Source organism: Neorhizobium sp. R1-B (assembly GCF_004368875.1).
Taxonomy (GTDB): Bacteria; Pseudomonadota; Alphaproteobacteria; order Rhizobiales; family Rhizobiaceae; genus Neorhizobium; species Neorhizobium huautlense.
Genome location: NZ_SOEM01000014.1, coordinates 1 through 22,878, shown reverse-complemented (window position 1 = coordinate 22,878; position 22,878 = coordinate 1). Strand labels below are relative to the sequence as shown.

The window sequence follows — 22,878 nt, the reverse complement described above, 5'->3', positions numbered from 1 at the left end:
GATGGCCGATAGCATGAAGACCGACAAGCTGCCCTTTCCCATCCTGATCGGCGATATCGGCGGCACCAATGCCCGCTTCTCCATCCTGATCGACGCCTATGCGGAGCCGAAAGCGTTTCCGAACGTGCGGACGGCCGACTATCCGACCATCGACGATGCGATCCAGGCCGTAGTCCTCGACAAGACCTCCGTCCAACCTCGTTCGGCGATACTTGCCGTCGCAGGGCCGATCGACGGAGACGAAATCGATCTGACGAATTGCGACTGGGTCGTCCGTCCCAAGGCGATGATCGCCAATCTCGGTTTCGAGGATGTTCTGGTCGTCAACGATTTCGAGGCGCAGGCGCTGGCCGCTGCCGCGCTGCCGGACGAATACCGCGAAGCGCTCGGGCCGAAGGGAGAGCCGCACATGGCGTCCCGCGTCGTCCTTGGGCCTGGTACCGGCCTCGGCGTCGCGGGTCTTGTCTATGCGCGTCATATCTGGTTCCCGGTTCCGGGCGAAGGAGGGCATGTGGATGTGGGTCCGCGCTCGGAGCGGGATTTCGAGATCTTTCCGCATCTCAAGCGGATAGAAGGCCGCATTTCGGCAGAAGAGATCCTGAGCGGCCGCGGCGTCGTCAACATCTATCAGGCCGTGTGTGCCGCCGACGGAATTGAACCCGCTTTCTCCGACCCGGCAGACATCACGGCAAATGGTCTCAACGGCGGAAATCCGCAAGCCGCCGAGACGCTTTCGCTATTTGCCACCTATCTTGGCCGGGTGGCCGGCGACATGGCGCTGATCTTCATGGCTCGGGGCGGCGTCTATCTCGCCGGCGGCATCTCGCAAAAGATACTTCCTGCCCTGAGAGCGCCGGCTTTCCGGGCCGCATTCGAGGACAAGGCGCCGCATAGCGAGCTGATGGCCACAATCCCGACTTTCGTGGTCACTCATCCGCAGGCCGCACTTGCCGGGCTTGCGAGCTTCGCCAGAACCCCCGCCGCCTACGGAATTTCCATGGATGGCCGCCGCTGGCAGCGGTAACAGCTCCATGCCCGAATGCAACAGCGTCGCCGAATCTTGGTCCTGCGGCTTTCAAAACTTCGCCTGAACGGTTAATACCGCCGGCACACGGAACTGCCGGCCGGTGGGCCGAAACGGGAAAGCCTTTTGAAAGCCGCCAAGAATATCAAACGACAAGTCGATTCAGAGACCGTTGTTGCCGTATTGAGGCGCGTGATTGCCGAAAACGGTCGCGCCCATATCCGCGGTTATGCCTTCGCGATTTTCTGTCTCGCGGTCGTGGCACTGTCGACGGCATTCACCGCCTGGATCATGGAGTCAGTGGTCAACGAGGCTTTTGCCAACAAGCGCGCAGATGTCGTCTGGCTGATCTGCCTCTCCATCTTCACCGCCTTCGTGCTCCGAGGTCTCGCAACCTATGGCCATTCGGTCACGCTTTCGAAGATCGGCAACAACATCGTCGCCAGCTACCAGCGAAGGCTCTTTTCGCACCTGATGACGCTGTCGGTCGGTTTCTTTAACGAGTCCCGCTCGGCTCATCTGGCGGCTCGGATCAGCCAGAACATAAACGGCATTCGTGACGTCTTGAACCTGACGGTGACGTCGACGGCGCGCGATCTCCTGACCCTTGTTTCGCTGATCGGCGTGATGATCCTGAAGGACTGGGTCCTGTCGCTGATTGTTTTTGCGGTCGCACCGCCGCTCTTTCTTGCCCTCCGATACGTGTCCAGACGTCTGCGCGCGGCAACCAAGGAGGCGATCGAGCTCAATAGCCACGTGCTCGGAGCGACCCAGGAAACGATCCTCGGCATGACCATCGTCAAGTCATTCACGATGGAAGAGGAACTGACGCGCAAGCTCGAAAAGATCATCCGAGCCGCGGAAAACCGTGCAAACCGTATCGCCCGCCTGACGGAACGGACGGCGCCGCTTACCGAAACCTTCGCCGGCTTTGCGATATCGAGCGTGCTTGCCTATGCCGCCTTCCGGTCGATCTACGACAATATCCCTCCCGGGGCGTTTTTCGCTTTCGTCACCGCGCTTCTCATGGCCTATGACCCTGCACGCCGGCTTGCGCGACTTCAGGTGCAAATGGAACGCGCTGTCGTCAACGCCCGGATGATTTACGAGCTTCTCGACATGGAGCCGCGCCAGCGCGATCTGCCGGACGCCAGGGATCTTGTCGTGACCGAGGCGAAGATAGAATTCCGGGATGTCCGTTTCGGCTATGGAGCCGACAGCGTCCTGAATGGTGTCAGTTTTGTCGCCGAGGGCGGAAAGACCACCGCCCTGGTCGGACCGTCGGGAGCGGGAAAGTCGACCGTCATCAGCCTGATCCCGCGTTTCTACGATCCGGCTGGAGGGGCGATCCTGATCGATGGGCAGGATATCGCCGACATCACAAAACGGTCGTTACGCAGCCAGCTCGCCTACGTTTCGCAGCAGCCCTATCTGTTCGAGGGCACGATCCGCGACAACATCCGCTACGGCCGGCCAGAAGCCACGGACCTCGAAGTGGAGGAAGCCGCCCGCCTGGCTTACGCGCATGACTTCATCATGGAACAGCCCCAGGGTTACGAAACCCCGGTTGGCGAAAACGGCGTCACGCTTTCCGGCGGCCAGCGGCAGAGACTTTCCATCGCCCGCGCTCTTGTTCGCAACGCTCCCATCCTGCTTCTGGACGAAGCGACCTCCGCCCTCGACACCGAATCCGAAGCCGCAGTCCAGAAGGCGCTTGACGAAGCCATGCATGGCCGCACCGTCGTCGTCATCGCCCACCGGTTGTCCACCGTGGTTCGGGCGGACAAGATCATCGTCATGCAACAGGGCAAGGTCGTGGAAGAAGGCGACCACAATTCGCTGATACAGATGGCCAACGGCATCTATGCCCGGCTGAACAATCTCCAGCGCACCTCCGGGTCCGAACTTTTCTAAGCAACCATAACTCATTGATCTGCCCCCACATGTTTGTTACAATTTTGTGACAAACATGCGGGGGGTATTTATTTGTTCGGATCGCCTTTGGATTTGGCCGACGGATGGTCGAAGATCGCCGAAGGCTCTGCCCGGGATGTGTATGCGTCCGCGGACTATCCGGATGTTCTGATAAAGCTGGTCAAGCCCGAATGCATCGGCGTGAACGGAAGCCGAAAGACCAGGCACAGACTCCTGTTCTTTCGCAAGTATCGCCGATTTGGCGCCTATATGACATTCCGCCGCGAATTCGACGAATACCTGGAACAGGCGCGAAAATCCGCACAATGGAATGCCGCTGAACTTCCCATCGCCAAGGTCTTTGGGCTTGTCCATACGTCACTGGGCCTCGGCCTTGTCGTGGAGAAGATCTGCGACCGGAACGGCCAGATGGCGCCGACGCTTCTTTCGCTCGCGCGCTCGGGCAAAGTTACGCAACGGCACTACGACATGCTGGCCGATTTCTTCGGGGAATGTCGCAAGAGACATATCGTGCTGATGGACAAGACCCCCGGCAATTTCGTCGTGGCTCCGAAGGCGGATGGGGGCGAACACATCGTCTGCATCGACGGCACGGGAGACAAGAGCCTCTTCAAGCTCTATTCGGCGAGCCGCTATCTCAACGGATTGAAGCTGGAGCGCTATCACCGCAAGGTGCTTTGGAAGATGGCGAAGGCCATGCAATCGGGCTCACAGCCCGAACGCCTCGATCCGAGACCGGAGGCGATCAAACTCGCCGGTTGATCGCGCGGACGACCGAGCGAAGGCGCACGTCGCCTTGACCTGTCGAAAGTTCCGTGCAACCAGACCTCTCTGCTATCGATCGCGGCGTGGAGCAGACGCCGTGATGTGTCGGCTGGTGAGGCGGAATGAGCAATAGCGACATGAAACTCGTGGTGGTCGGGGCAGCGGGCCGGATGGGTCAAGCCCTGATCCGAGTGATCCATGAAACCGAAGGCGTAAAGCTGCATGCGGCAGTCGGGCGCGAGGGATCGGCTTTTGTCGGCAAGGACGCCGGCGAACTCGCCGGAGTCGGACCGCTCGGAGTGCCCGTCACCACCGATCCCCTGCAAGCCTTTCTGGATGCCGAAGGCGTGCTCGATTTCACCACACCGGCAACAAGCGTCGCATTTGCCGGCCTGGCTGCGCAGGCGCGTATCGTCCACGTGATCGGCACAACGGGGTGCTCGGCCGCAGACGAGGAGAAGTTCCAGGCAGCAGCCCGCCATGCGCGCGTGGTCAAATCCGGCAATATGAGCCTCGGCGTCAACCTGCTCGGTGTCCTGACCGCTCAAGCCGCCAAGGCTCTGCCTGCCTCAGCCTGGGATATCGAGATCGTGGAAATGCACCACAAGCACAAGGTCGACGCGCCGTCCGGCACCGCGCTGCTCCTCGGCGCAGCGGCGGCCAAGGGTCGCGGCGTGGATCTTGCCAGCCAGTCGGTACGCGTACGCGACGGCCATACCGGGCCGCGCCCTGCCGGAACGATCGGATTTGCGACGCTGCGCGGCGGCTCGGTCGTCGGCGATCATTCGGTTATCCTTGCAGGGGAAGGCGAACTCGTGACGCTTTCGCACAGCGCCCGCGACCGTTCCATCTTTGCGCGCGGCGCCGTTGCCGCTGCGCTCTGGGCGCGCGACAAGAAGCCCGGCTTCTATTCGATGCTCGATGTACTCGGGCTTTCCTGAAAATCCATCTGGAGGAATTGATCTTATGAGCGGAACTCTCGTCCTTGTTCGCCACGGCCAGAGCGACTGGAACCTGAAGAACCTTTTCACCGGATGGCGCGATCCCGACCTCACTCCGCTCGGCATTCAGGAGGCCGAAACCGGTGGCCAGGCGCTTGCCGATACGGGCATCCAGTTCGACATCGCCTTCACATCGGTGCTGAAGCGCGCTCAGGACACGCTGAAGATCGTGCTCGACAAGGTGGGCCAGCCGGATCTCGAAACCATCCGCGACCAAGCCCTCAACGAGCGTGACTACGGCGATCTTTCCGGCCTCAACAAGGACGATGCCCGTGCCAAGTGGGGCGAGGAGCAGGTGCATATCTGGCGCCGTTCCTATGACGTGCCGCCGCCCGGCGGCGAAAGCCTGCGCGATACCGGCGCCCGCGTCTGGCCCTACTATCTGACCGAAATCCTGCCGCGCGTGCTGCGCGGACAGACGGTGCTCGTCGCCGCGCATGGCAATTCCTTGCGCTCGCTGGTGATGGTGCTCGACCGGCTGAGCAAGGAGGAGATCCTGAAGCTCAACCTCGCAACCGGCGTGCCGATGGTCTACAAGCTGAACCCGGACTCGACCGTCGCATCCAAGGAAGTTCTTGGTGATATGTCCGGCGCCCACTGAGGCGGCTTTCCTTCCGATCGAGACCTGAGCGAGCCGTTCAGTTCTCGATCGTAAACTGGACGCTGTCGGCCGGAAACCGGCTGACGGCATACTGGATCGGCGCCCCGTCCGGATCGGTGTTCAGAGCCCGTGCGATCAGAATGATCGCTCCCGGCGACAGCCTGAGATCCACACGGTCCTGCTCGTCGGCGTGGCTCGCCGTTATTTCCGTCCAAGTTCTCAAATAATCGGGAAGGCCAAGCGCCTTGAAAGCGGCAGTGATCGAACCGCTGTCGCGATAGGCTTCCGCAATTCCGGCGAAGCGTGCGGCCGGAAACCATGCAGTCGACCGCGAAACCGGCCGGCTGTCGGCCTTGCGGAGTGTTTCCAGTCGGATCACCGGCGCGCCCTCCTCAAGGCCCAGCGGTATCGCCACACTGGCCGACGCCGGCTCCTCGCCCGAATGCAGAAGAAGGCCTTCCTTTTCCCGCGCCTGATCGCCGATACCTTCATTGAAACGGGTGCGGCGCGTGATCGGGAAATTCAGGCGTTCCTTGCGCTCGATCAACGTGCCAAGGCCCTGCACGGCCCGCACGATGCCTTCCTGCGCCAGGGCCGCGAGCGCACTTCTTACCGTATGGCGGTTGACCCCGAACTGGGCCGCCAGCACCATCTCCGGCGGCACCTTGCCGGAGGCGTCGTACTCGCCATTGGCGATCGATGCGCGAATCCGGTCCGCAATCTGGCGCCAGAGGGCCACGCCATTCTGCCGCTGTACGTTCACTTGCCCCACATCCATGTCACACGCTTGTTATATCCAAAGGTTACAGGTAAAGTAATTTGTATGGTTGTCTATATTAATAGACATTTAGAGGTTTAGCAATGGACCCAGCAGAAGAAATCGAGCCGATTGCCGATATCCAAGGCCGCCGCCGCGCTGCCGGCCTATTGGCTCAGGCCAGGATGGATGAACTGCAGGCCTCCTGGGACACGCTGCCCGACAGACCCGAGGTGAAAGCCGTGCGCGGACCGGAAACCGGTCTGGTGATGATACGCGGGCGGATCGGCGGCGGAGGCGCCCCGTTCAATCTCGGGGAAGCCACCGTGACGCGGGCAACGATCCTCCTACCGTCCGGCGTTGCCGGCCACGCCCATGCGCTCGGCACCGACAAGGCGAAGGCGCGGCTTGCGGCGATCTTCGATGCACTTTGGCAGGAAAGGGCGAAACGAGACTTCGTGGAAAGCAACCTGCTCGGTCCGATTGAGGCGCGCATCGCGGCGGAAGACAAGCGGACAGCGGAGGAAACGGCCGCCACCCGCGTCGATTTCTTCACAATGGTGCGGGGGGAGGACTGATGAACATCAAGACGCAAGCTCTGTCCGGCGGGTTCCAGGAACCGGTATTCCACTCGCAGGGCGTCTTTCGCATGCTGATGGATGGCATGGCGCGGCCGGGAACGGTACACACCATCGCAATGGATATCGGCCAGCCCGAGCCGCTCGGCCAAGCAGCGGGCGCAATCGCGCTGACGCTCTGCGACCACGACACCCCGACATGGCTGAGCGCGGGCCTCCTCAAGTCGCCCGCAGCCGAGTGGATCGGCTTTCATACCGGTGCGCCGATCACGCGCGAGAAGGCGGAATCCCGCTTTGCTTTCGTGGAGGCCGGCGTGGCACCCTCCTCCTTCGGCCTCTTTGCCGCCGGGACACAGGAATATCCCGACCGCTCCACGACGCTGGTGATCGAGATTGGCGCCTTGGGCCAGGGCCAGGCCCTGACGCTGAAAGGCCCCGGCATTCAACAGACGACGACGGTCAAGCTGAAAGGCCTGCCGGAGGTTTTTCCGCGCCTTTGGGCCGATAACCGCGCGCTCTTTCCGCGCGGCGTCGACGTCATCCTGACGGCGGGCAAGAGCCTCTTGTGCCTGCCGCGGACTACACAGATCGCGGTCCAATGAAAGTCGCGTGCGGGCGCCTTTCGACCCAACGACTAATCCTTCCGCACCGGAAGCGGTGCCGAAGACGGGCAGGAGAATGAACCATGTATGTTGCCGTCAAGGGTGGCGAGGCCGCCATCAACAACGCTCACCGGCTTCTCGCCGACCGGCGTCGCGGCGATCGCTCGCTTCCATCGGTCACCATAGAGCAGATCGTGGAACAGCTGGGACTCGCCGTCGATCGGGTGATGGCGGAGGCCTCGCTTTATGACCGGACGCTCGCCGCACTTGCCGTCCGACAGTCACGGGGAGACCTGATCGAGGCGATCTTCCTGCTACGCGCCTATCGCACCACGCTTCCCCGCTTCGGCACCTCGGTTGCAGTCGATACGGCAGGCATGAAGGTGGAGCGCCGCGTCTCGGCGACCTATAAAGACTTGCCCGGCGGCCAGCTTCTCGGCCCCACTTTCGACTATACTCATCGCCTTCTCGACCCATCCCTGCTGAGCGACGAGCCGATCGAGGAGCCGGCGCGCAAAAGCGCGTCCGGCGAGCATGTCATGCGGGTTTCCGACATTCTCGCCCATGAAGGCCTGATCGAAGCGGATGGCGAATTTCCCTATGACCACGAGGCGGGCGATCTGACCCGCGAACCGCTGGAATTTCCCATGGGCCGCGATCTCCGCCTGCAGGCGCTCGCCCGCGGGGACGAGGGTTTCCTGCTGGCGCTCGGATATTCCACCCAACGCGGCTACGGCCGCAACCATCCTTTCGTCGGCGAGGTCCGGATCGGCGAGGTGGAGGTCGAGCTTGAGGTTGCCGAACTCGGCTTTGCCGTTTCGCTCGGCCGCATCCGCGTCACGGAATGCCAGATGGTCAACCAGTTCAAGGGATCGTCCAAGGCGCCGCCGCAATTCACCCGCGGCTACGGCCTGGTCTTCGGCCAGAGCGAGCGCAAGGCGATGTCGATGTCGCTCGTCGACCGGGCGCTGCGCGCCGAAGAACTCGGCGAGGATGTCACCGCGCCGGCACAGGACGAGGAATTCGTCATCTCGCATTCCGACAATGTCCAAGCCACCGGCTTCGTGGAACACCTGAAGCTGCCGCATTACGTCGATTTCCAGGCCGAACTCGCGCTGGTGCGCAAGATGCGCGCCGACATCGACAAAACCCGCCGGGACGGCAACCACAATCCTGACCAGGAGGCCGCAGAGTGACCGAGCTCGCCACCTACAACTTCGCCTATCTCGACGAGCAGACGAAACGGATGATCCGCCGCGCGATTCTGAAGGCGATCGCCATCCCCGGTTACCAGGTGCCTTTTGCTTCCCGCGAAATGCCGATGCCCTATGGCTGGGGGACGGGCGGCGTGCAGGTCACAGCCTCGATCATCGGGCCGGAAGACGTGCTGAAGGTGATCGACCAAGGAGCTGACGATACGACCAATGCGGTCTCGATCCGAGCCTTTTTCCAGAAGGTCGCCAATGTCGCCGTTACCACCCACACAAAGGACGCGACGATCATCCAGACGCGCCACCGCATTCCCGAACAGCAGCTCGAGAAAGGCCAGGTGCTCGTCTACCAGGTGCCGATCCCGGAACCTTTGCGCTTCCTCGAGCCGCGCGAGACCGAAACCCGCAAGATGCATGCGCTCGAGGAATACGGCCTCATGCATGTGAAGCTCTACGAGGACATTGCCCGCCACGGCCGCATCTCCACCACTTACGCCTACCCGGTGAAAGTGGCGGGCCGCTATGTGATGGACCCCTCTCCGACGCCGAAGTTCGACAATCCGAAAATGCATATGTCGGAAGCCCTGCAGCTTTTCGGCGCGGGCCGAGAAAAACGCATTTACGCCGTGCCTCCTTACACGGACGTCGTCAGTCTCGACTTCGAGGATTATCCCTTCGAGATCCAGAAATTCGAACAACCCTGCGCGCTCTGCGGCGCGCAGGGCGTGTATCTCGATGAAGTCGTGCTCGACGACAAGGGCGGCCGCATGTTCGTCTGTTCCGATACCGACCACTGCGAGGACCGCCGCGAACACGGCCATGTCGGCGAGATGCTGGCACCTGCCAAAGAGGCGGCTGAGTGATGGCGGTTGTGGCTTACTCCCCTCTGACATTCAAGGACAAGACGCCATGACCGACACCCCTCTTCTCAAAGTCAGCGGCGTTTCGAAATTCTACGGTAGCCGGATCGGCTGCAAGGATGTGTCCTTCGATCTCTGGCCCGGCGAGGTGCTGGCCATCGTGGGCGAATCCGGCTCGGGCAAGACGACGCTGCTCAACTGCCTGTCGACCCGGCTGATGCCGACCACCGGCAGCGTCGAATACCGCATGCGCGACGGCAATTTCCGCGACCTCTACCACATGAGCGAGGCTGAACGCCGCTTCCTGATGCGCACCGACTGGGGCTTCGTGCATCAGAACCCGGCCGACGGACTGCGCATGACGGTTTCCGCCGGTGCCAATGTGGGCGAGCGGCTGATGGCGGTGGGCGAGCGGCATTACGGCAAGATCCGCGAGACGGCCAATGATTGGCTGACCCGTGTCGAGATCGGCACCGACCGTATCGACGACCAGCCCCGCGCCTTTTCAGGCGGCATGCGCCAGCGGCTGCAGATCGCCCGCAACCTCGTCACCGGCCCGCGTCTCGTCTTCATGGACGAGCCGACCGGCGGCCTGGACGTTTCGGTCCAGGCCCGCCTGCTCGACCTTGTCCGCGGCCTCGTCAACGACCTCGGCCTCTCGGCCATCGTCGTCACCCACGACCTTGCGGTGGCCCGCCTGCTGTCCCACCGGATGATGGTGATGAAGGACGGCCATGTGATCGAACACGGACTGACCGACCGGGTGCTCGACGATCCGCGCGAACCCTATACCCAGCTGCTCGTCTCATCGATCCTGCAGGTGTGAGGAGAAAAACAATGGCAACTCCCCTCGTCGTTTCCGAAGTCTTCAAAAGCTTCACCATGCACCTGCGCGACGGCGTCAAGCTGCCGGTCGTTAACGATGTGAGCTTTTCGGTGGCAAGCGGCGAATGCGTCGTGCTCGGCGGCCCGTCAGGCATCGGCAAAAGCTCCATCCTGAAAATGCTCTACGGCAACTACGCCGTCGATGCCGGGCAGATTCTCGTCGATCACAAGGAGAAACTGGTCGATATCGCCCGCGCTGATCCGCGCGCCGTGCTCGACGTGCGCCGCCATACGCTTGGTTATGTCAGCCAGTTCCTGCGCACCGTGCCGCGTGTCTCTGCGCTCGACGTGGTCGCCGAACCGCTCGTCGCTCGCGGGATCGGAGCGCCGGAAGCAAAGGAAAGGGCTTCCGACCTGCTCGCAAAGCTCAATCTGCCGCGCGAGCTCTGGAGCCTGCCGCCTGCCACGTTCTCGGGCGGCGAGCAGCAACGCGTCAACATCGCCCGCGGCTTCATCACCAGCCACAGCATTCTGCTCCTCGATGAGCCGACCGCATCGCTCGACGCGGTGAACCGGAGGGTGGTGGTGGATATGATCGCCGAGAAAAAGCGCGAGGGCGTGGCCCTTCTCGGCATCTTCCATGACGAGGAAGTCCGTGAGGCGGTCGCGGACCGCATCCTCGACGTTTCCCAATTTTCGCCCAGAAAGGCCGCCGCATGAGCGTCAAGGTCGGGCTGGAGCCCGCGATCCACCAGACCGCCCGCGTCAACAACTCCACGCTCGGCCGTTACACGGAAGTCTCGGAGCGCTGCCGGATCGACGAGGCGGAGATCGGCGACTATTCCTACATCATGCAGGACGGCTCGATCTGGTGCGCAACCATCGGCAAGTTCGTCAATATGGCGGCGTCCGTGCGCATCAACGCCACCAACCATCCGACATGGCGGGCGACGCTGCATCATTTCACCTATCGTGCCGCAAATTACTGGGATGATGCGGAAAACGAGGAAGACTTCTTCGAGTGGCGACGCGACCATCGCGTCGTCATCGGTCATGACGTCTGGATCGGACACGGAGCAACGGTCCTGCCGGGCGTGACCGTCGGCAACGGCGCCGTGATCGGCGCCGGCGCCGTCGTCTCGAAGGATGTCGCGCCCTACACGATCGTCGGCGGCGTGCCGGCAAAGCTCATCCGGGAACGCTTCACAAAGGAGATAGGCGAGGCCATGGACCGGCTTGCATGGTGGGACTGGGACCACCTGAAACTCAGAGCCGCACTGGATGATTTCCGTGCCCTTTCTGCGGAAGAATTCCTTCTCCGCCATGGCTGAAGCATCATCATTATGTCATGGAAATCTTTTAGCCGAGGTCCTGTCTCGGGGCACATCGACAGGCTAGTCTTCCTTCGCCCCTCCTGATTCCTGGATACTTGTCTTGCGCTACGCTCTCTATTTTTCGCCTTCCGAAAGCCATCCTTTGACGAGGATGGCATCCCATTGGCTCGGACGCGATGCCTTTAGCGGTGAAATATTCCCGACACCCGAGGTGGATGGACTGCGGGGAGAGACAGTCCATGCGCTGACTGCCGATCCGCGGCGTTACGGTTTCCATGCAACGCTGAAGGCGCCCTTCGAGCTGCATCCCGACCGCACGGAGGCGGAACTAATCGCCGCCACAGAACGCTTTGCTGCCGACACGCCCGCTTTCGACATCCCAAATGTCATCATCGGCCAACTCGGGCGGTTCTTTGCGCTCGTGCCGGACACGATCTATCCCGAACTGCAGCATTTCGCGGCCCGGACAGTGGAAGAATTCGAGCCGTTCCGGGCGCCGCTCACGGATGCCGATATCGCTCGCCGCAAACCGGAAAACCTGAGTGTTCCCCAGCGCGCCAATCTCGACCGCTGGGGTTATCCCTATGTGATGGACGAATTCCGGTTTCACATGACGCTCACCGGCCAGGTCCCCCCCGAACAGGCCTCTGCCATGCGCCTTGAGCTAGACCGCCGATTTGCCGCATTTGCGCATAAGGCGCTTGCCGTCGATGGGCTTGCGCTGTTCATCGAACCTTCGCGCGGCGCCCCCTTCCATGTTCATCGCTGGTTCCCGCTGGCGCGCAGCGCCGCAAACAGAAAGATTGCCTCATGACCGCCGAACTCGTGCTCACCAACGCCCGTATCGTGCTGGAGGACAGCGTGATCCACGGCTCCGTCCAGATTCGCGACGGCAAACTCGCCGACATTTCGGAAGGCCTCACGCGGACGGGAGAGGATTTCGAAGGCGACTATCTGATCCCGGGCTTGGTGGAATTGCATACCGACCATCTGGAACAGCACTATTCGCCGCGTCCCGGCGTGCGCTGGAACACGATTGCGGCAATCCAGGCCCATGACGCGCAGGTGGCGACCTCCGGTATCACCACCGTCTTCGATTGCCTTCGCATGGGCGCGGACGAGGACGGGGGTTTTGTCAGGGGCGAAATGCGCGAGATGGCCGACGCCATCCACGCCGCAAGCCAAGAGGGCCGGCTACGCTCCGAGCACCTTATCCACCTGCGCTGCGAGGTCTCGGCCGACAACGTGCTCGAACACTTCGTCGACTTCGAGGATGATCCCTATGTCCGGCTCGTCTCGCTGATGGATCATGCGCCCGGCCAACGCCAGTTCCAGACCATGGATCAGTACGTCTTCTATTATAAAAAGAAGCGTGGCCTAACCGACGAAGCCTTCGCGAAGTTCATTGCCAAACGGCAGGAGGAGTCGGCACGCAATTCCACCCCGCACCGCCTTGCCATCTCGAAGGTCTGCGCCGAGCGCGGCATTACGGTTGCCAGTCACGACGACGCTACATTGGCCCACGTGGGCGAAGCGATCGAGAATGGCGTGCGGCTGGCGGAGTTTCCCACCAGTTTCGATGCCGCGAAAGCGTCGCACGACGCGGGCATGAGCGTGTTGATGGGCGCGCCGAACATCGTGCGCGGCAAATCCCATTCCGGTAATATCGCGGCTCGCGACTTGGCCGAACGCGGCGTACTCGACGTGCTTTCCTCCGACTACGTACCACTCAGCCTCCTGCATGCGCCATTCGTGCTTGCCGATGAAGTGGAAAGCATTTCCTTGCCGAAAGCCCTTGCCATGGTGACCGCGACGCCTGCCCGGACCGTTGGTCTTGATGACCGCGGCCGGATAGAGACGGGTCTGCGTGCCGACCTCGTCCGTGTCCATCACGAGCAGGGCGTGCCGGTGGTCCGCGCGGTCTGGCGGGAAGGCAAACGGGTCGCCTGATGGACGCGCGGCCGGAAGACGCCGGGCCTTCCGGCACGATGGTCGTGGTGGTCGGTCCGAGTGGCGCCGGCAAGGACACGCTCATGGCCTATGCCGCCCGGCATTTCGCGGGAAATGAGCGCGTCGTTTTTACCCGCCGGGTCATTACGCGCGACGAAGCGGCCGGCGGCGAAGACCATGATGCCGTTTCCGAAGAAATGTTCGAAACGCTCGAAAAAACCGGTCGTTTTGCCGTCTCCTGGAGCGCCCACGGACTGCGTTACGGCATTCCCATCGAGACAAAAGCGGCGGTCGATCGCGGACGGCTTGTCGTCGCAAACGGCTCCCGTTCGGCCCTCAGCCGCTTCAAGGCCGTCTATCCGTCTCTTTTCGTCATCAACGTGACCGCCAGCACCGATGTCCTCGCGGCGCGCTTGGCGGCCCGCGGCCGAGAGACGAAGGCGGAAATACTTCGCCGCCTGGAGCGCAGTTCCCTTACCGTCACCGGCGACTATCGCGTGATAACGATCGACAACAGCGATTCGGTAGAAACGGCAGGTCATTTAATGGTCGAAGCGCTCCACAGCTGCATGCCCGCGTCAAGATAATTCGGCGAAAACCTCCGCCCCACGCTTTAAAGTCTTCCCGTAGGCTCTATTTGCCTTTTCTTGTGTAGTAACGAGGAAAAGTATGAGTCAGATCAAACCGCGTGACGGACAGCAGGAAACCGTGGCAATAGCCGACCTTGAGGCCCGCGTGGTCGTGCTCGAGATCGTTTCGATGACCGCGCTCGCACTTGCCATGGACACCACCGACAATGCGGATGTTGAATATGCCCGCAGCATCACAAGCCTGATCATGGAAACGGTGCAACAGCGTTGCGGCGAAATGAACATGCCGGCCGAGGCCCGTCTGACCGCCTGCTCCTATGCCGACGAACTGCTGTCCACGGCGCTTCAATCTCTCTATCCCAAAGGACATTGAGCCGGTCAGTGAGCCTCGTCCCAATTGGTTGCGGCCCGCGCATCGACCTTCAGCGGCACCCTCATGGCTATCGCAGGCATGGCGGCCTGCTCCATGGTCGAGACGATCACGGGTAGCGCGCGCTCCACTTCGTCATCCTCCACCTCGAAGATCAGTTCGTCATGCACCTGCAGCAGCATGCGAGCCGAGAGCCCGGCATTGGCCAGCGCCGGCTCCATCTTCACCATGGCCCGGCGGATGATGTCAGCCGCCGAACCCTGGATCGGCGCATTGATCGAAGCCCGCTCGTTGAAAGCCCTGACCGAAGGGTTGGAAGACTTGATCTCCGGGTAGTGAGCGCGACGGCCGAAGATTGTCTCTACATAGCCGTTCTCGCGGGCGAAATTCTTCGTGCTTTCCATATAGTCGCGGATGCCCGGAAACCGCTCGAAATATTTCTTGATGTATTCGCCGGCTTCCGACCGCTCGATGCTGAGCTGGTTCGCAAGGCCGAAGGCCGAAATCCCGTAGATGATACCGAAGTTGATCGCCTTGGCACGCCGGCGAACCTCGCTCGGCATTCCCTCTACCGGCACGCCGAACATTTCGGAGGCCGTCATGGCGTGAATGTCGACGCCATCGGAAAAAGCCTGGCGGAGCTGGGGGATATCCGCCACATGGGCGAGCACGCGCAGTTCAATCTGGCTGTAGTCGGCCGAGACCAGCTTGTGGCCCGGCGTCGAGATGAAGGCCGTGCGGATCTTCCGCCCTTCCAGGGTGCGCACCGGAATGTTCTGCAGGTTCGGCTCGGAAGACGACAGGCGACCGGTCGTTGTGGAGGCCAGCGAGTAGCAGGTATGGACCCGCTTGGTTTGCGGATGCACATAACCCGGCAGAGCATCCGTGTAGGTCGACTTCAGCTTGGTGAGCTGGCGCCAGTCGACGATCTTGCGCGGCAGTTCGTGCCCGGCGGCGGCCAAATCCTCCAGGACGCTTGCCGAGGTCGACCACTGGCCGGTCTTCGTCTTGGCGCCGCCCGGCAAGCCCATCTTGCCGAACAGGATGTCGCCCAGCTGCTTCGGCGAGCCGATCGTGAATCTTTCACCGGCCAGCGTATAAATCTCGTCCTCGAAGGCCGCAGCTCTCTGGGCCAGTTCGCCGGAAAGGCGGGAGAGTATCTGCCGGTCGATGGTGATGCCGCGTTCTTCCATATGGGCGAGGACAGCCACCAGCGGGCGCTCCAGGCGCTCGTAGATACGCGTCAGGCCGGCCGCGGCAAGTTGCGGCTTCAACGCCATCCAGAGGCGCAGCGTCACATCAGCATCTTCCGCCGCATACGCCGTTGCCTTGTCGATGTCGACAAAGTCGAAGGTTACTCCGGCCTTGCCGCTGCCGGCGACGTCCTTGAACGTGATCGGCTTGTGGTTCAGCCAGCGTTCCGACAGCGCGTCCATGCCATGGTTGGCCTTGCCGGCCTCCAGCACATAGGACATCAGCATCGTGTCGTCGTAGCTTTCGACGGTGATGCCATGGCGTTTCATCAGGAGATAATCGAATTTCAGGTTCTGCGCCACCTTGAGAACCGCAGGGTCCTCCAGTAGCGGCTTCAACCGGGCGAGCGCCTCGCGCATCGGGATCTGGTTTTCGGCAAGCCCTCCGCCGAGCAGGTCGCCGACTCCCGTCTTGTGGTTGAGCGGGATATAAGCCGCGCGGACATCAAGGCCGGTCGGGCTGTCGATATTGTCCGCCAGCGCCAGCGAGAAACCGACAAGCTCCGCCTGCATCGGATCGAGCGACGTGGTTTCGGTATCGAAGGCGACGAGGCCCGTATCGCGGGCCGCCCTGATCCAGTCATCCAGCATTTCCAAGTCGCGGATCGTCACGTAACAGCTCGGGTCGAGCTTGGCATTCGCGAAGGCGTCGATGCGGGCCTTGGCAAGTTCGGCCGGCGTCGCCGCATCCGTTCCCTTGGCAACCGGCGCCTTGGCCGCGTTGGCAGGTGCCTTGGCCGCGGCTTCTCCGGTGTCTGCGGGCGTTACAGATCCGGCATCGAGATCGGGGCCTCGGGCGGCGTCGCCCCATTCGACCTTGACCACGGCGGGCTCAATGGCGTCCGCATCGCAATCGCAGGCCGCCGCAACACGCCGCGTGAGCGTGCCGAATTCCATGGTCTTCAGGAATCCGATCAGCTTCGGTCCGTTCTGAGGCTCCAGCACCAGCGCATCAAGCGGCAGCTCGAGCGGCACATCGGTGCGCAGCGATACGAGCCGGCGCGACAGCCGCGCGAGATCGGCATTGGCGACGATATTTTCCCGTCGCTTCACCTGCTTGATCTCGCCTGCCCGCGCCAGGAGCGTATCGAGGTCGCCGAACTCTTCCAGAAGCTGGGCCGCCGTCTTCGGGCCGATACCCGGGATACCCGGCACGTTGTCCACCGAATCCCCGACCATCGCCTGCAGGTCGATCATCTTTTCCGGCGGCACGCCCCATTTCTCGACGACGTCGGGAATGCCGATCTGCTTGTCCTTCATGCTGTCGTACATGTGGACATTCGGCGTGACGAGCTGCATCAGGTCCTTGTCGGAGGAAACGATGGTCACGTCCGCGCCGATCGCCTCGGCCTGCCTGGCATAGGTGGCGATAATATCATCCGCCTCGAAACCTTCCGTCTCGATGCAGGGCAGATTGAAGGCGCGGGTCGCTTCCCGAATCAGGCCGAACTGCGGGATCAGCTCTTCCGGGGGCGCGGAGCGGTTTGCCTTATAGGCGTCGTAGAGGTCCTTGCGGAACGTCTTCGCGGAATAATCGAAAATGACGGCGAAATGGGTGGGCGTGACGCCGACGGACGTATCGCGGGCGTCGGTCAACAGCTTCCATAGCATATTGCAGAAGCCGGAAACGGCGCCAACCGGTAGTCCGTCGGATTTTCGGGTGAGCGGCGGCAGCGCATGGAAGGCGCGGAAGATGAAGCCGGAGCCGTCGATAAGGAAGAGATGATCGCCTTTTTTCATGGGCCAAAGCAATAGCGTGGGGCATTCGTTCCGTCCACGAAAACTTGGGCTGGCGCGGGTTTGCAAAGCCTCACCGGAACGTTACCGATTTGTAATGGCCCAATGCCTTGAAAAGCTCCGTTGCGGCGCACATCTCAGCAGTACCGGCGACTGATCACGCCGCAGTCTGGAAGACGGCCTGTCCCCCGCCGCACCAGACCGGGCAAAGACCTACCCCCCTCTCCGGGTCTTTGCCCTTCCATCGGAACCGCCATGGCTGTCCCCTCCCGGCCATGGCGGTTTTTCCGTTTTAAGAGCACAGAAAGACTTGTCATTTCCCGTGTCTTCGCACAGGCTTGGCGAAAGCATGGCCTGCGATATATCCGGCTGCCCCATAGGCAGATCGGAGAGGATGGAGACCGAAGCCATGGCATTCGACCGCTCGCGTTCGGCGACCTATCTTGCCGGTCAACTGGCCAAAGGCTTCGCGCGCTCACTGCAGACGCGATCTGCGGCACTGGGCTTTTCTCCGGGACAGTTTCCCGTCCTGCTCGAACTGTGGCAGGAGGATGGGCTGACCCAGAAACAGCTTCTCGACCGGCTGGAGGTGGAGCAGGCAACGCTGGCCAACACCCTCTCCCGGATGGAGCGCGACGGTCTCATCCAGCGCACACCGCATCCCAACGACCGACGGGCGCAAATCATCACACTGACCCAGGCCGGCCGCGATCTCGAAGCGGAGGCCGTGGAAGCCGCAGCCGACGCAGATGCGGCCCTTTTCGAGGGGTTCAAGCGATTTGAGCGGGAGCTGATGATCGAATACATGCGGACGATCGTGGAGACCGCGCGCAAGCTCTGACAGCTCCATCAACCGCCCGTATCAGGAACAGCACGCGCCGCTTGCCGAGGACGGTCCGCAGCAGGCGGCCGCCTTCCGGCTTTCCTCGGCCAGCCAACGGTCGCGAGGCTTGCAGCTCGCCGGCCGCGGCGACAATTCCACATGCAGGGCGCCATCCCCAAAGATGGGAAGCGACGCACAAAAGAGCTGCATCGGCTGCACGCCGTCACTCACCTCGAAGGTCAGCTTGGCGGATCCGTCGAGCCGCACATGCTCGGACACCTTGCGGATGATCTTGGAGAACTTCGCCGCCGGCATGTGCGTCCTGTCGCCTTCTTCGATATCCCAGAGCTGGACGAATATCTCCGACCATGCTTCGGGATTGGCGCCGCAATCAAGCGCGGAGAAATGGCCGGCCTTCACCTCGGTCACGTGATAGCCTTGCTTGATGGCCTTGCCCTCGTAATGGAATACCAGCGGCACCTCCGCGTGACTGGCAAGCGTGTCGAGCATCAGGCCAAGAGTGATATCAGCGGCGCGGGGCTTGTCGATCGCATTCATTTGCGCTACTCCTTGTTTCAATATTTCAAGGATCATTGAATTATGGAGAAACGTCAAGCCCTCGCATCCTTCGGCGCGCTTTCGCAGGAAACGCGCCTGGAGATTGTCCGGATGCTGGTCATCGCCGGACCAACGGGAATGCACGCGGGAGCGATTGCGGAGAAGATTGGGACGTCGCCGTCCAACATCTCCTTCCACCTCAAGGAGCTCGACCGGGCGGGGCTGATCGGCCAGCAGCGGGAATCGCGATCGATCATCTACAGCGCGAATTACGACGCGCTTTCAGACCTCGTCCGCTTTCTGATGGAGGACTGTTGCGCCGGGCATCCAAAAATCTGCAAGCCTGCTGCCACCGTCACCGCCTGCGGCGGTCCTTCGAACAAGGAAAGTGCGATCGGGGACCCTGAAGGTACAACGTCGCTTAGTTTGCAATCCATATCCGGAAATGACGCCGACCTGCGTATTGCTCTGACTGCCGCGGCACTGCCGACCGACGATCTGACCGAGGACGGTCGCCACTTTTTCCGGATTGCCCGCGGCACGGATACCCTCGGCTTCGGCGGATACGAACTGCATGACGGAGACGCGCTGCTGCGGTCGCTCGTCATTCTCCCGGACCACCGCGGCAAAGGCCTTGGAGATCTGGCAACCCGCCTTCTCCTTGAGAGCGCCCATTCAGCAGGCGCCCGGCGAGCTTATCTTCTGACCACCTCGGCGGCCTCGTTCTTCGAACGCCTCGGGTTTGAAAAGATCGATCGGTCGGCGGCTCCGACCGCTATCCTGCAAACCCGGCAGGCGACGTCCATCTGTCCGGCCTCGGCGGCACTCCTCGCCAAACCGCTTACGCCGGGCGCCGACGCGAACGTTGGGAAGAAGTCGGAAGACTTGAACGCATGAGCCCCAGAACCTTATGAGTGCCCGCATTCCGATTGCTCCCATTGCCGCCCTCGGCATCACCCAGATCATCGGGTACGGCACCCTCTATTACAGCTTCAGCATCCTGGCGCCGGACATGGCGGCATATTTTGCCTGGTCAACGGAATGGATCTTCGGGGCATTGTCTGCGGCGCTTCTCGTCGGCGGCCTGGCCGCTCCCTGGCTCGGCTCGCTGTTCGACCGCTGGGGAGCAGGACGCGCCATGACCCTCGGTTCGGTCGTTGCGGCTGCAGCTCTCACGGCTTGCGCCATGGCGCCGGGGAAGATCGCCTTCGTTGCCGCATTGATCGCCATAGAGGTTGCGGCCAACGTCGTGCAATACGGCGCTGCTTTCGCTCTTCTTGTCCAGCTCCGACCCGAGGTTGCGCAACGAAGCATCACCTATCTGACCCTTATTGCCGGGTTCGCCTCGACGATCTTCTGGCCCCTAACGTCGGCTCTGCACGAACACCTTTCCTGGCAGAACGTCTATCTGGTCTTCGCGGCCCTGAACCTCCTGATCTGCATGCCGCTGCATGCCTGGCTGGCGCGTGGCGCAAGCGCCCGGGAACCTCTCGAAGCAGCAGTGCCTTTGCGGGCGGAAGGAGTACTCGCTCCACGATCGCGGCGCCTCGGATTCGCCCTTATGGTCGCAGGCTTTGCGCTGCAGTCGCTGGTCAGCTCGGCAGCGCTGGTGCATATGGTGCCGCTACTGTCGGCGCTGGGGCTCGGCGCCACCGCCGCAATTGTCGGCACGCTTTTCGGCCCTTCGCAAGTTCTTAGCCGGCTCATCAATATGCTGCTCGGCCGCGATCTGCAGCCCCTCCACCTGGCCACGATCGCGGCAGCGCTGTTGCCAGGCGGCGTTCTGGTACTGATCCTGACCGCCCCTTCCGTGCCGGGAGCCATGGCTTTCGCGGTAATCTTCGGCATGGGCAACGGGCTTCTCAGCATCGTCGCCGGCACCTTGCCGTTGTCGCTATTCGGAAGCGAAGGTTACGGCAGGCTGCAAGGCAAGATGATGGCGGCGAGGCTCATCACCTCGGCCATCGCGCCTTTTGCGCTGGCCTTGTCGATGACCTGGATAGGCGTCATATGGTCATTGGCGGTGACGGCGGGGCTGGGCGCGATTGCGGTGCTTGCCTTCGTGCTCATCGGCCGCCTGGCCGGCCACCAGCGGGCGACAGGCGAACCGGCGCCCTAGCACACAAACGTCGCTTTGCCATTGTGCCTTCATGCATAGGCTTGCTAACAAGGAGCGCGCCACCACGGCTGACTCTTCCTCGTCCGGAAGAGCCAAGGCCTCGCATTTCAAAGACAGGGATCTTTTCATGACCGATCTTTCCGCCGTCCTCGATCGCGCCGACCAAAACCTTCCCGCCAGCCTCGAACGTCTGTTCGGCCTCGTCCGCATCAAGTCGATCTCCACCGACCCGGCCTTCAAGGCGGATTGCCGCAAGGCGGCCGAATGGCTCGTTGCGCAACTTACGGAGCTGGGCTTCGAAGCCTCGGTACGCGATACGACCGGTCATCCCATGGTGGTCGGCCATCATCCGGGACCGCATGCCGATGCGCCGCATGTGCTGTTTTACGGCCATTACGATGTGCAGCCGATCGACCCGATCGAACTCTGGGAGGACGATCCTTTCGATCCCAAGGTGAAAGACCTAGGCAACGGGCGAAAGGTCATCACCGGCCGCGGGACCTCGGACGACAAGGGCCAGCTCCTGACCTTCGTCGAGGCTTGCCGGGCCTACAAAGAGGTTCATGGCAACCTGCCGGTGCGGGTGACGGTTCTTTTCGAAGGGGAAGAAGAGTCCGGCTCGCCGTCGCTCAAACCCTTCCTCGAAGCCAATGCGGCGGAACTCACGGCCGACTGCGCGCTCGTCTGCGATACCGGCATGTGGGACGGCGATACGCCGGCCATCGCCGCAGCCCTCCGGGGACTGGTCGGGGAGGAACTGACGATCAAGGCGGCCGACAGGGACCTTCATTCGGGCCTTTTCGGGGGTGCTGCCGCCAATCCCATCCACATCCTCACGGATATCCTGGCCGGCCTGCACGACGAGACCGGGCGGGTGACGCTGGACGGTTTTTATGACGGCGTCGAAGAAACCCCGTCGAACATCAAGGCCGGCTGGGAAACGCTCGGCCGGGACGCGAAGTCCTTCCTGGGCGAGGTCGGCCTTTCGATCCCGTCGGGCGAGAAGGGCCGCTCGGTTCTGGAACTCACCTGGGCGCGTCCGACGGCCGAGGTGAACGGCATCTGGGGCGGCTATACCGGCGAAGGCTTCAAGACCGTGATCGCGGCCGAGGCCTCCGCCAAGGTATCGTTCCGCCTCGTCGGCCAGCAGGAGCCGGCCAAAATCCGCGAGGCCTTTCGCGCCTATGTCCGGTCAAGGATCCCCGGTGACTGCTCGGTGGAATTCCACGAGCATGGCGCTTCGCCGGCAATTCAGCTCTCGTACGATTCCCCCGTTCTCACCAAGGCCAGAAACGCGCTGTCCGACGAATGGACCAATCCTGCCGTCGTAATCGGCATGGGCGGGTCAATCCCGATCGTCGGAGATTTCCAGAAGATGCTCGGGATGGATTCGCTGCTTGTCGGCTTCGGCCTCGTCGACGACCGCATTCATTCGCCCAATGAGAAATACGACCTGAAGTCCTTCCACAAGGGCATACGCTCCTGGACCCGCATCCTGGCGGCGCTGGCCGGCTAATCGGGCCACATAGAAAAGGCCCCGCAGTTTTCACTGCAGGGCCCTCAAACAAAAAGGCCGGGCAAGCCCGACCTTTCCACTCCCATTCATGGGTGCCAGTACATCCGTGGTCACTCTCAATGGGACAAGCATTTCCGACGCGGCCGCTTCGCGACCTCAAAGAAGTCAACGCGGCTCTAGCGGTCATCGTCTCTCCGAACGGTAAACATCCCGTTAACGCGGAAATGGATATCGTCTCAAGACGGCACGGTTTCCCGTATTTGCCGTTACACGCAGTCCTCAAGCGCTTGGCTCAAACCTGCGGTGCGTCGGAAACGCCATTGAACCCTAGATAGGAAGGCCTTTTCCGATTTGCAAGGGTGCTCGAAAGACCCAAATCGGGATAGGGGGGAGCCTATTGGCTCCGCCCCTCCCACACCACCCGGCATGCGGGTCCGCACCGGGCGGTTGGAGCAGTTGAGGTCGTCAG

Annotated in this window: 23 protein-coding genes and 1 pseudogene; 21 read left to right on the top strand and 3 right to left on the bottom strand. The window is 62.1% G+C overall.

The window, feature by feature from the left end:
- Position 1 precedes the first annotated feature (1 nt).
- The 5 genes from EDE05_RS18270 (at position 2) to EDE05_RS18250 (ending at position 5,326) form a co-directional block, all read left to right on the top strand.
- Entirely contained in the window at positions 2-1,024 is a 1,023-nt protein-coding gene (locus EDE05_RS18270) for a glucokinase (protein WP_134102219.1), read from the top strand.
- Positions 1,025-1,150: 126 nt separating this feature from the next.
- A complete protein-coding gene (locus EDE05_RS18265; RefSeq protein WP_134102216.1) occupies positions 1,151-2,938 on the top strand; it encodes an ABC transporter ATP-binding protein in 1,788 nt (595 codons plus the stop codon).
- An 87-nt stretch (positions 2,939-3,025) separates the two neighbouring features.
- Positions 3,026-3,721: a YrbL family protein gene (locus EDE05_RS18260; protein ID WP_166675479.1), complete on the top strand. Its 696-nt coding sequence runs from the start codon at positions 3,026-3,028 to the stop codon at positions 3,719-3,721.
- Between the two features lie 125 nt (positions 3,722-3,846).
- Positions 3,847-4,665 carry a 4-hydroxy-tetrahydrodipicolinate reductase gene (gene dapB / locus EDE05_RS18255; protein ID WP_112796349.1) on the top strand — a complete coding sequence of 273 codons (819 nt, stop codon included), beginning with the start codon at positions 3,847-3,849 and terminating at the stop codon, positions 4,663-4,665.
- A gap of 25 nt (positions 4,666-4,690) precedes the next feature.
- Entirely contained in the window at positions 4,691-5,326 is a 636-nt protein-coding gene (locus EDE05_RS18250; RefSeq protein WP_134102210.1) for a 2,3-bisphosphoglycerate-dependent phosphoglycerate mutase, read from the top strand.
- 37 nt (positions 5,327-5,363) lie between these two features.
- Here the strand turns inward: EDE05_RS18250 and phnF are convergent, their stop codons facing one another.
- Positions 5,364-6,104, bottom strand: coding sequence for a phosphonate metabolism transcriptional regulator PhnF (phnF, locus tag EDE05_RS18245; RefSeq protein WP_134102207.1), 741 nt, complete (start codon positions 6,102-6,104; stop codon positions 5,364-5,366).
- A gap of 83 nt (positions 6,105-6,187) precedes the next feature.
- Here phnF and phnG point away from each other — a divergent pair, with 83 nt between their 5' ends.
- The 11 genes from phnG to EDE05_RS18190 all read left to right on the top strand — a co-directional run bounded on the left by phnG (position 6,188) and on the right by EDE05_RS18190 (position 14,406).
- Positions 6,188-6,661 (top strand): phosphonate C-P lyase system protein PhnG, encoded by a 474-nt coding sequence (gene phnG / locus EDE05_RS18240; RefSeq protein WP_134102204.1) that lies wholly within the window; start codon positions 6,188-6,190, stop codon positions 6,659-6,661.
- Entirely contained in the window at positions 6,661-7,263 is a 603-nt protein-coding gene (phnH, locus tag EDE05_RS18235; RefSeq protein ID WP_105373943.1) for a phosphonate C-P lyase system protein PhnH, read from the top strand. Before phnG ends, phnH begins: the two co-directional genes overlap by 1 nt.
- Before the next feature lie 83 nt (positions 7,264-7,346).
- Positions 7,347-8,459 carry a carbon-phosphorus lyase complex subunit PhnI gene (locus EDE05_RS18230; RefSeq protein ID WP_134102201.1) on the top strand — a complete coding sequence of 371 codons (1,113 nt, stop codon included), beginning with the start codon at positions 7,347-7,349 and terminating at the stop codon, positions 8,457-8,459.
- Positions 8,456-9,337: an alpha-D-ribose 1-methylphosphonate 5-phosphate C-P-lyase PhnJ gene (locus tag EDE05_RS18225; protein ID WP_134102198.1), complete on the top strand. Its 882-nt coding sequence runs from the start codon at positions 8,456-8,458 to the stop codon at positions 9,335-9,337. Before EDE05_RS18230 ends, EDE05_RS18225 begins: the two co-directional genes overlap by 4 nt.
- 46 nt (positions 9,338-9,383) lie before the next feature.
- Positions 9,384-10,160: a phosphonate C-P lyase system protein PhnK gene (gene phnK / locus EDE05_RS18220; RefSeq protein ID WP_134102195.1), complete on the top strand. Its 777-nt coding sequence runs from the start codon at positions 9,384-9,386 to the stop codon at positions 10,158-10,160.
- Positions 10,161-10,171: 11 nt separating this feature from the next.
- Entirely contained in the window at positions 10,172-10,879 is a 708-nt protein-coding gene (gene phnL / locus EDE05_RS18215; protein WP_134102193.1) for a phosphonate C-P lyase system protein PhnL, read from the top strand.
- Complete coding sequence (locus EDE05_RS18210; protein ID WP_134102190.1) at positions 10,876-11,490, top strand: DapH/DapD/GlmU-related protein; 615 nt, start codon at positions 10,876-10,878, stop codon at positions 11,488-11,490. The genes phnL and EDE05_RS18210 overlap by 4 nt, the downstream gene beginning before the upstream one ends.
- A 103-nt stretch (positions 11,491-11,593) precedes the next feature.
- Complete coding sequence (locus tag EDE05_RS18205) at positions 11,594-12,307, top strand: DUF1045 domain-containing protein (protein WP_112796333.1); 714 nt, start codon at positions 11,594-11,596, stop codon at positions 12,305-12,307.
- Positions 12,304-13,443 (top strand): alpha-D-ribose 1-methylphosphonate 5-triphosphate diphosphatase, encoded by a 1,140-nt coding sequence (locus tag EDE05_RS18200; RefSeq protein ID WP_112796331.1) that lies wholly within the window; start codon positions 12,304-12,306, stop codon positions 13,441-13,443. Before EDE05_RS18205 ends, EDE05_RS18200 begins: the two co-directional genes overlap by 4 nt.
- On the top strand, positions 13,443-14,030 hold the full coding sequence (gene phnN, locus EDE05_RS18195) for a phosphonate metabolism protein/1,5-bisphosphokinase (PRPP-forming) PhnN (RefSeq protein WP_245519937.1): 588 nt from the start codon (positions 13,443-13,445) through the stop codon (positions 14,028-14,030). Before EDE05_RS18200 ends, phnN begins: the two co-directional genes overlap by 1 nt.
- Positions 14,031-14,112: 82 nt before the next feature.
- A complete protein-coding gene (locus EDE05_RS18190) occupies positions 14,113-14,406 on the top strand; it encodes a hypothetical protein (protein ID WP_134102187.1) in 294 nt (97 codons plus the stop codon).
- A gap of 5 nt (positions 14,407-14,411) precedes the next feature.
- Here the strand turns inward: EDE05_RS18190 and polA are convergent, their stop codons facing one another.
- Positions 14,412-17,396: a DNA polymerase I gene (gene polA / locus EDE05_RS18185; protein ID WP_134102184.1), complete on the bottom strand. Its 2,985-nt coding sequence runs from the start codon at positions 17,394-17,396 to the stop codon at positions 14,412-14,414.
- Between the two features lie 406 nt (positions 17,397-17,802).
- Between polA and EDE05_RS18180 the strand changes: the two genes are divergently transcribed.
- Entirely contained in the window at positions 17,803-18,234 is a 432-nt protein-coding gene (locus EDE05_RS18180) for a MarR family transcriptional regulator (protein WP_105373966.1), read from the top strand.
- Between the two features lie 21 nt (positions 18,235-18,255).
- Here EDE05_RS18180 and EDE05_RS18175 read toward each other — a convergent pair whose 3' ends face one another.
- Positions 18,256-18,774: a DUF6428 family protein gene (locus EDE05_RS18175; RefSeq protein ID WP_105373953.1), complete on the bottom strand. Its 519-nt coding sequence runs from the start codon at positions 18,772-18,774 to the stop codon at positions 18,256-18,258.
- A gap of 42 nt (positions 18,775-18,816) precedes the next feature.
- Here EDE05_RS18175 and EDE05_RS27275 point away from each other — a divergent pair.
- From EDE05_RS27275 to EDE05_RS18160, 4 genes and pseudogenes are all read left to right on the top strand, one after another.
- A pseudogene (locus tag EDE05_RS27275) lies at positions 18,817-19,140 on the top strand (metalloregulator ArsR/SmtB family transcription factor); the annotation flags it as partial.
- 60 nt (positions 19,141-19,200) lie between these two features.
- Positions 19,201-19,671, top strand: a complete 471-nt coding sequence (gene arsN2, locus EDE05_RS18170; RefSeq protein ID WP_245422985.1) for an arsenic resistance N-acetyltransferase ArsN2 — start codon at positions 19,201-19,203, stop codon at positions 19,669-19,671.
- Between the two features lie 13 nt (positions 19,672-19,684).
- Positions 19,685-20,893: an arsenite efflux MFS transporter ArsK gene (arsK, locus tag EDE05_RS18165; protein WP_105373954.1), complete on the top strand. Its 1,209-nt coding sequence runs from the start codon at positions 19,685-19,687 to the stop codon at positions 20,891-20,893.
- 127 nt (positions 20,894-21,020) lie between these two features.
- A complete protein-coding gene (locus tag EDE05_RS18160) occupies positions 21,021-22,409 on the top strand; it encodes a M20/M25/M40 family metallo-hydrolase (protein ID WP_134102181.1) in 1,389 nt (462 codons plus the stop codon).
- The last annotated feature ends 469 nt before the right edge of the window (positions 22,410-22,878 follow it).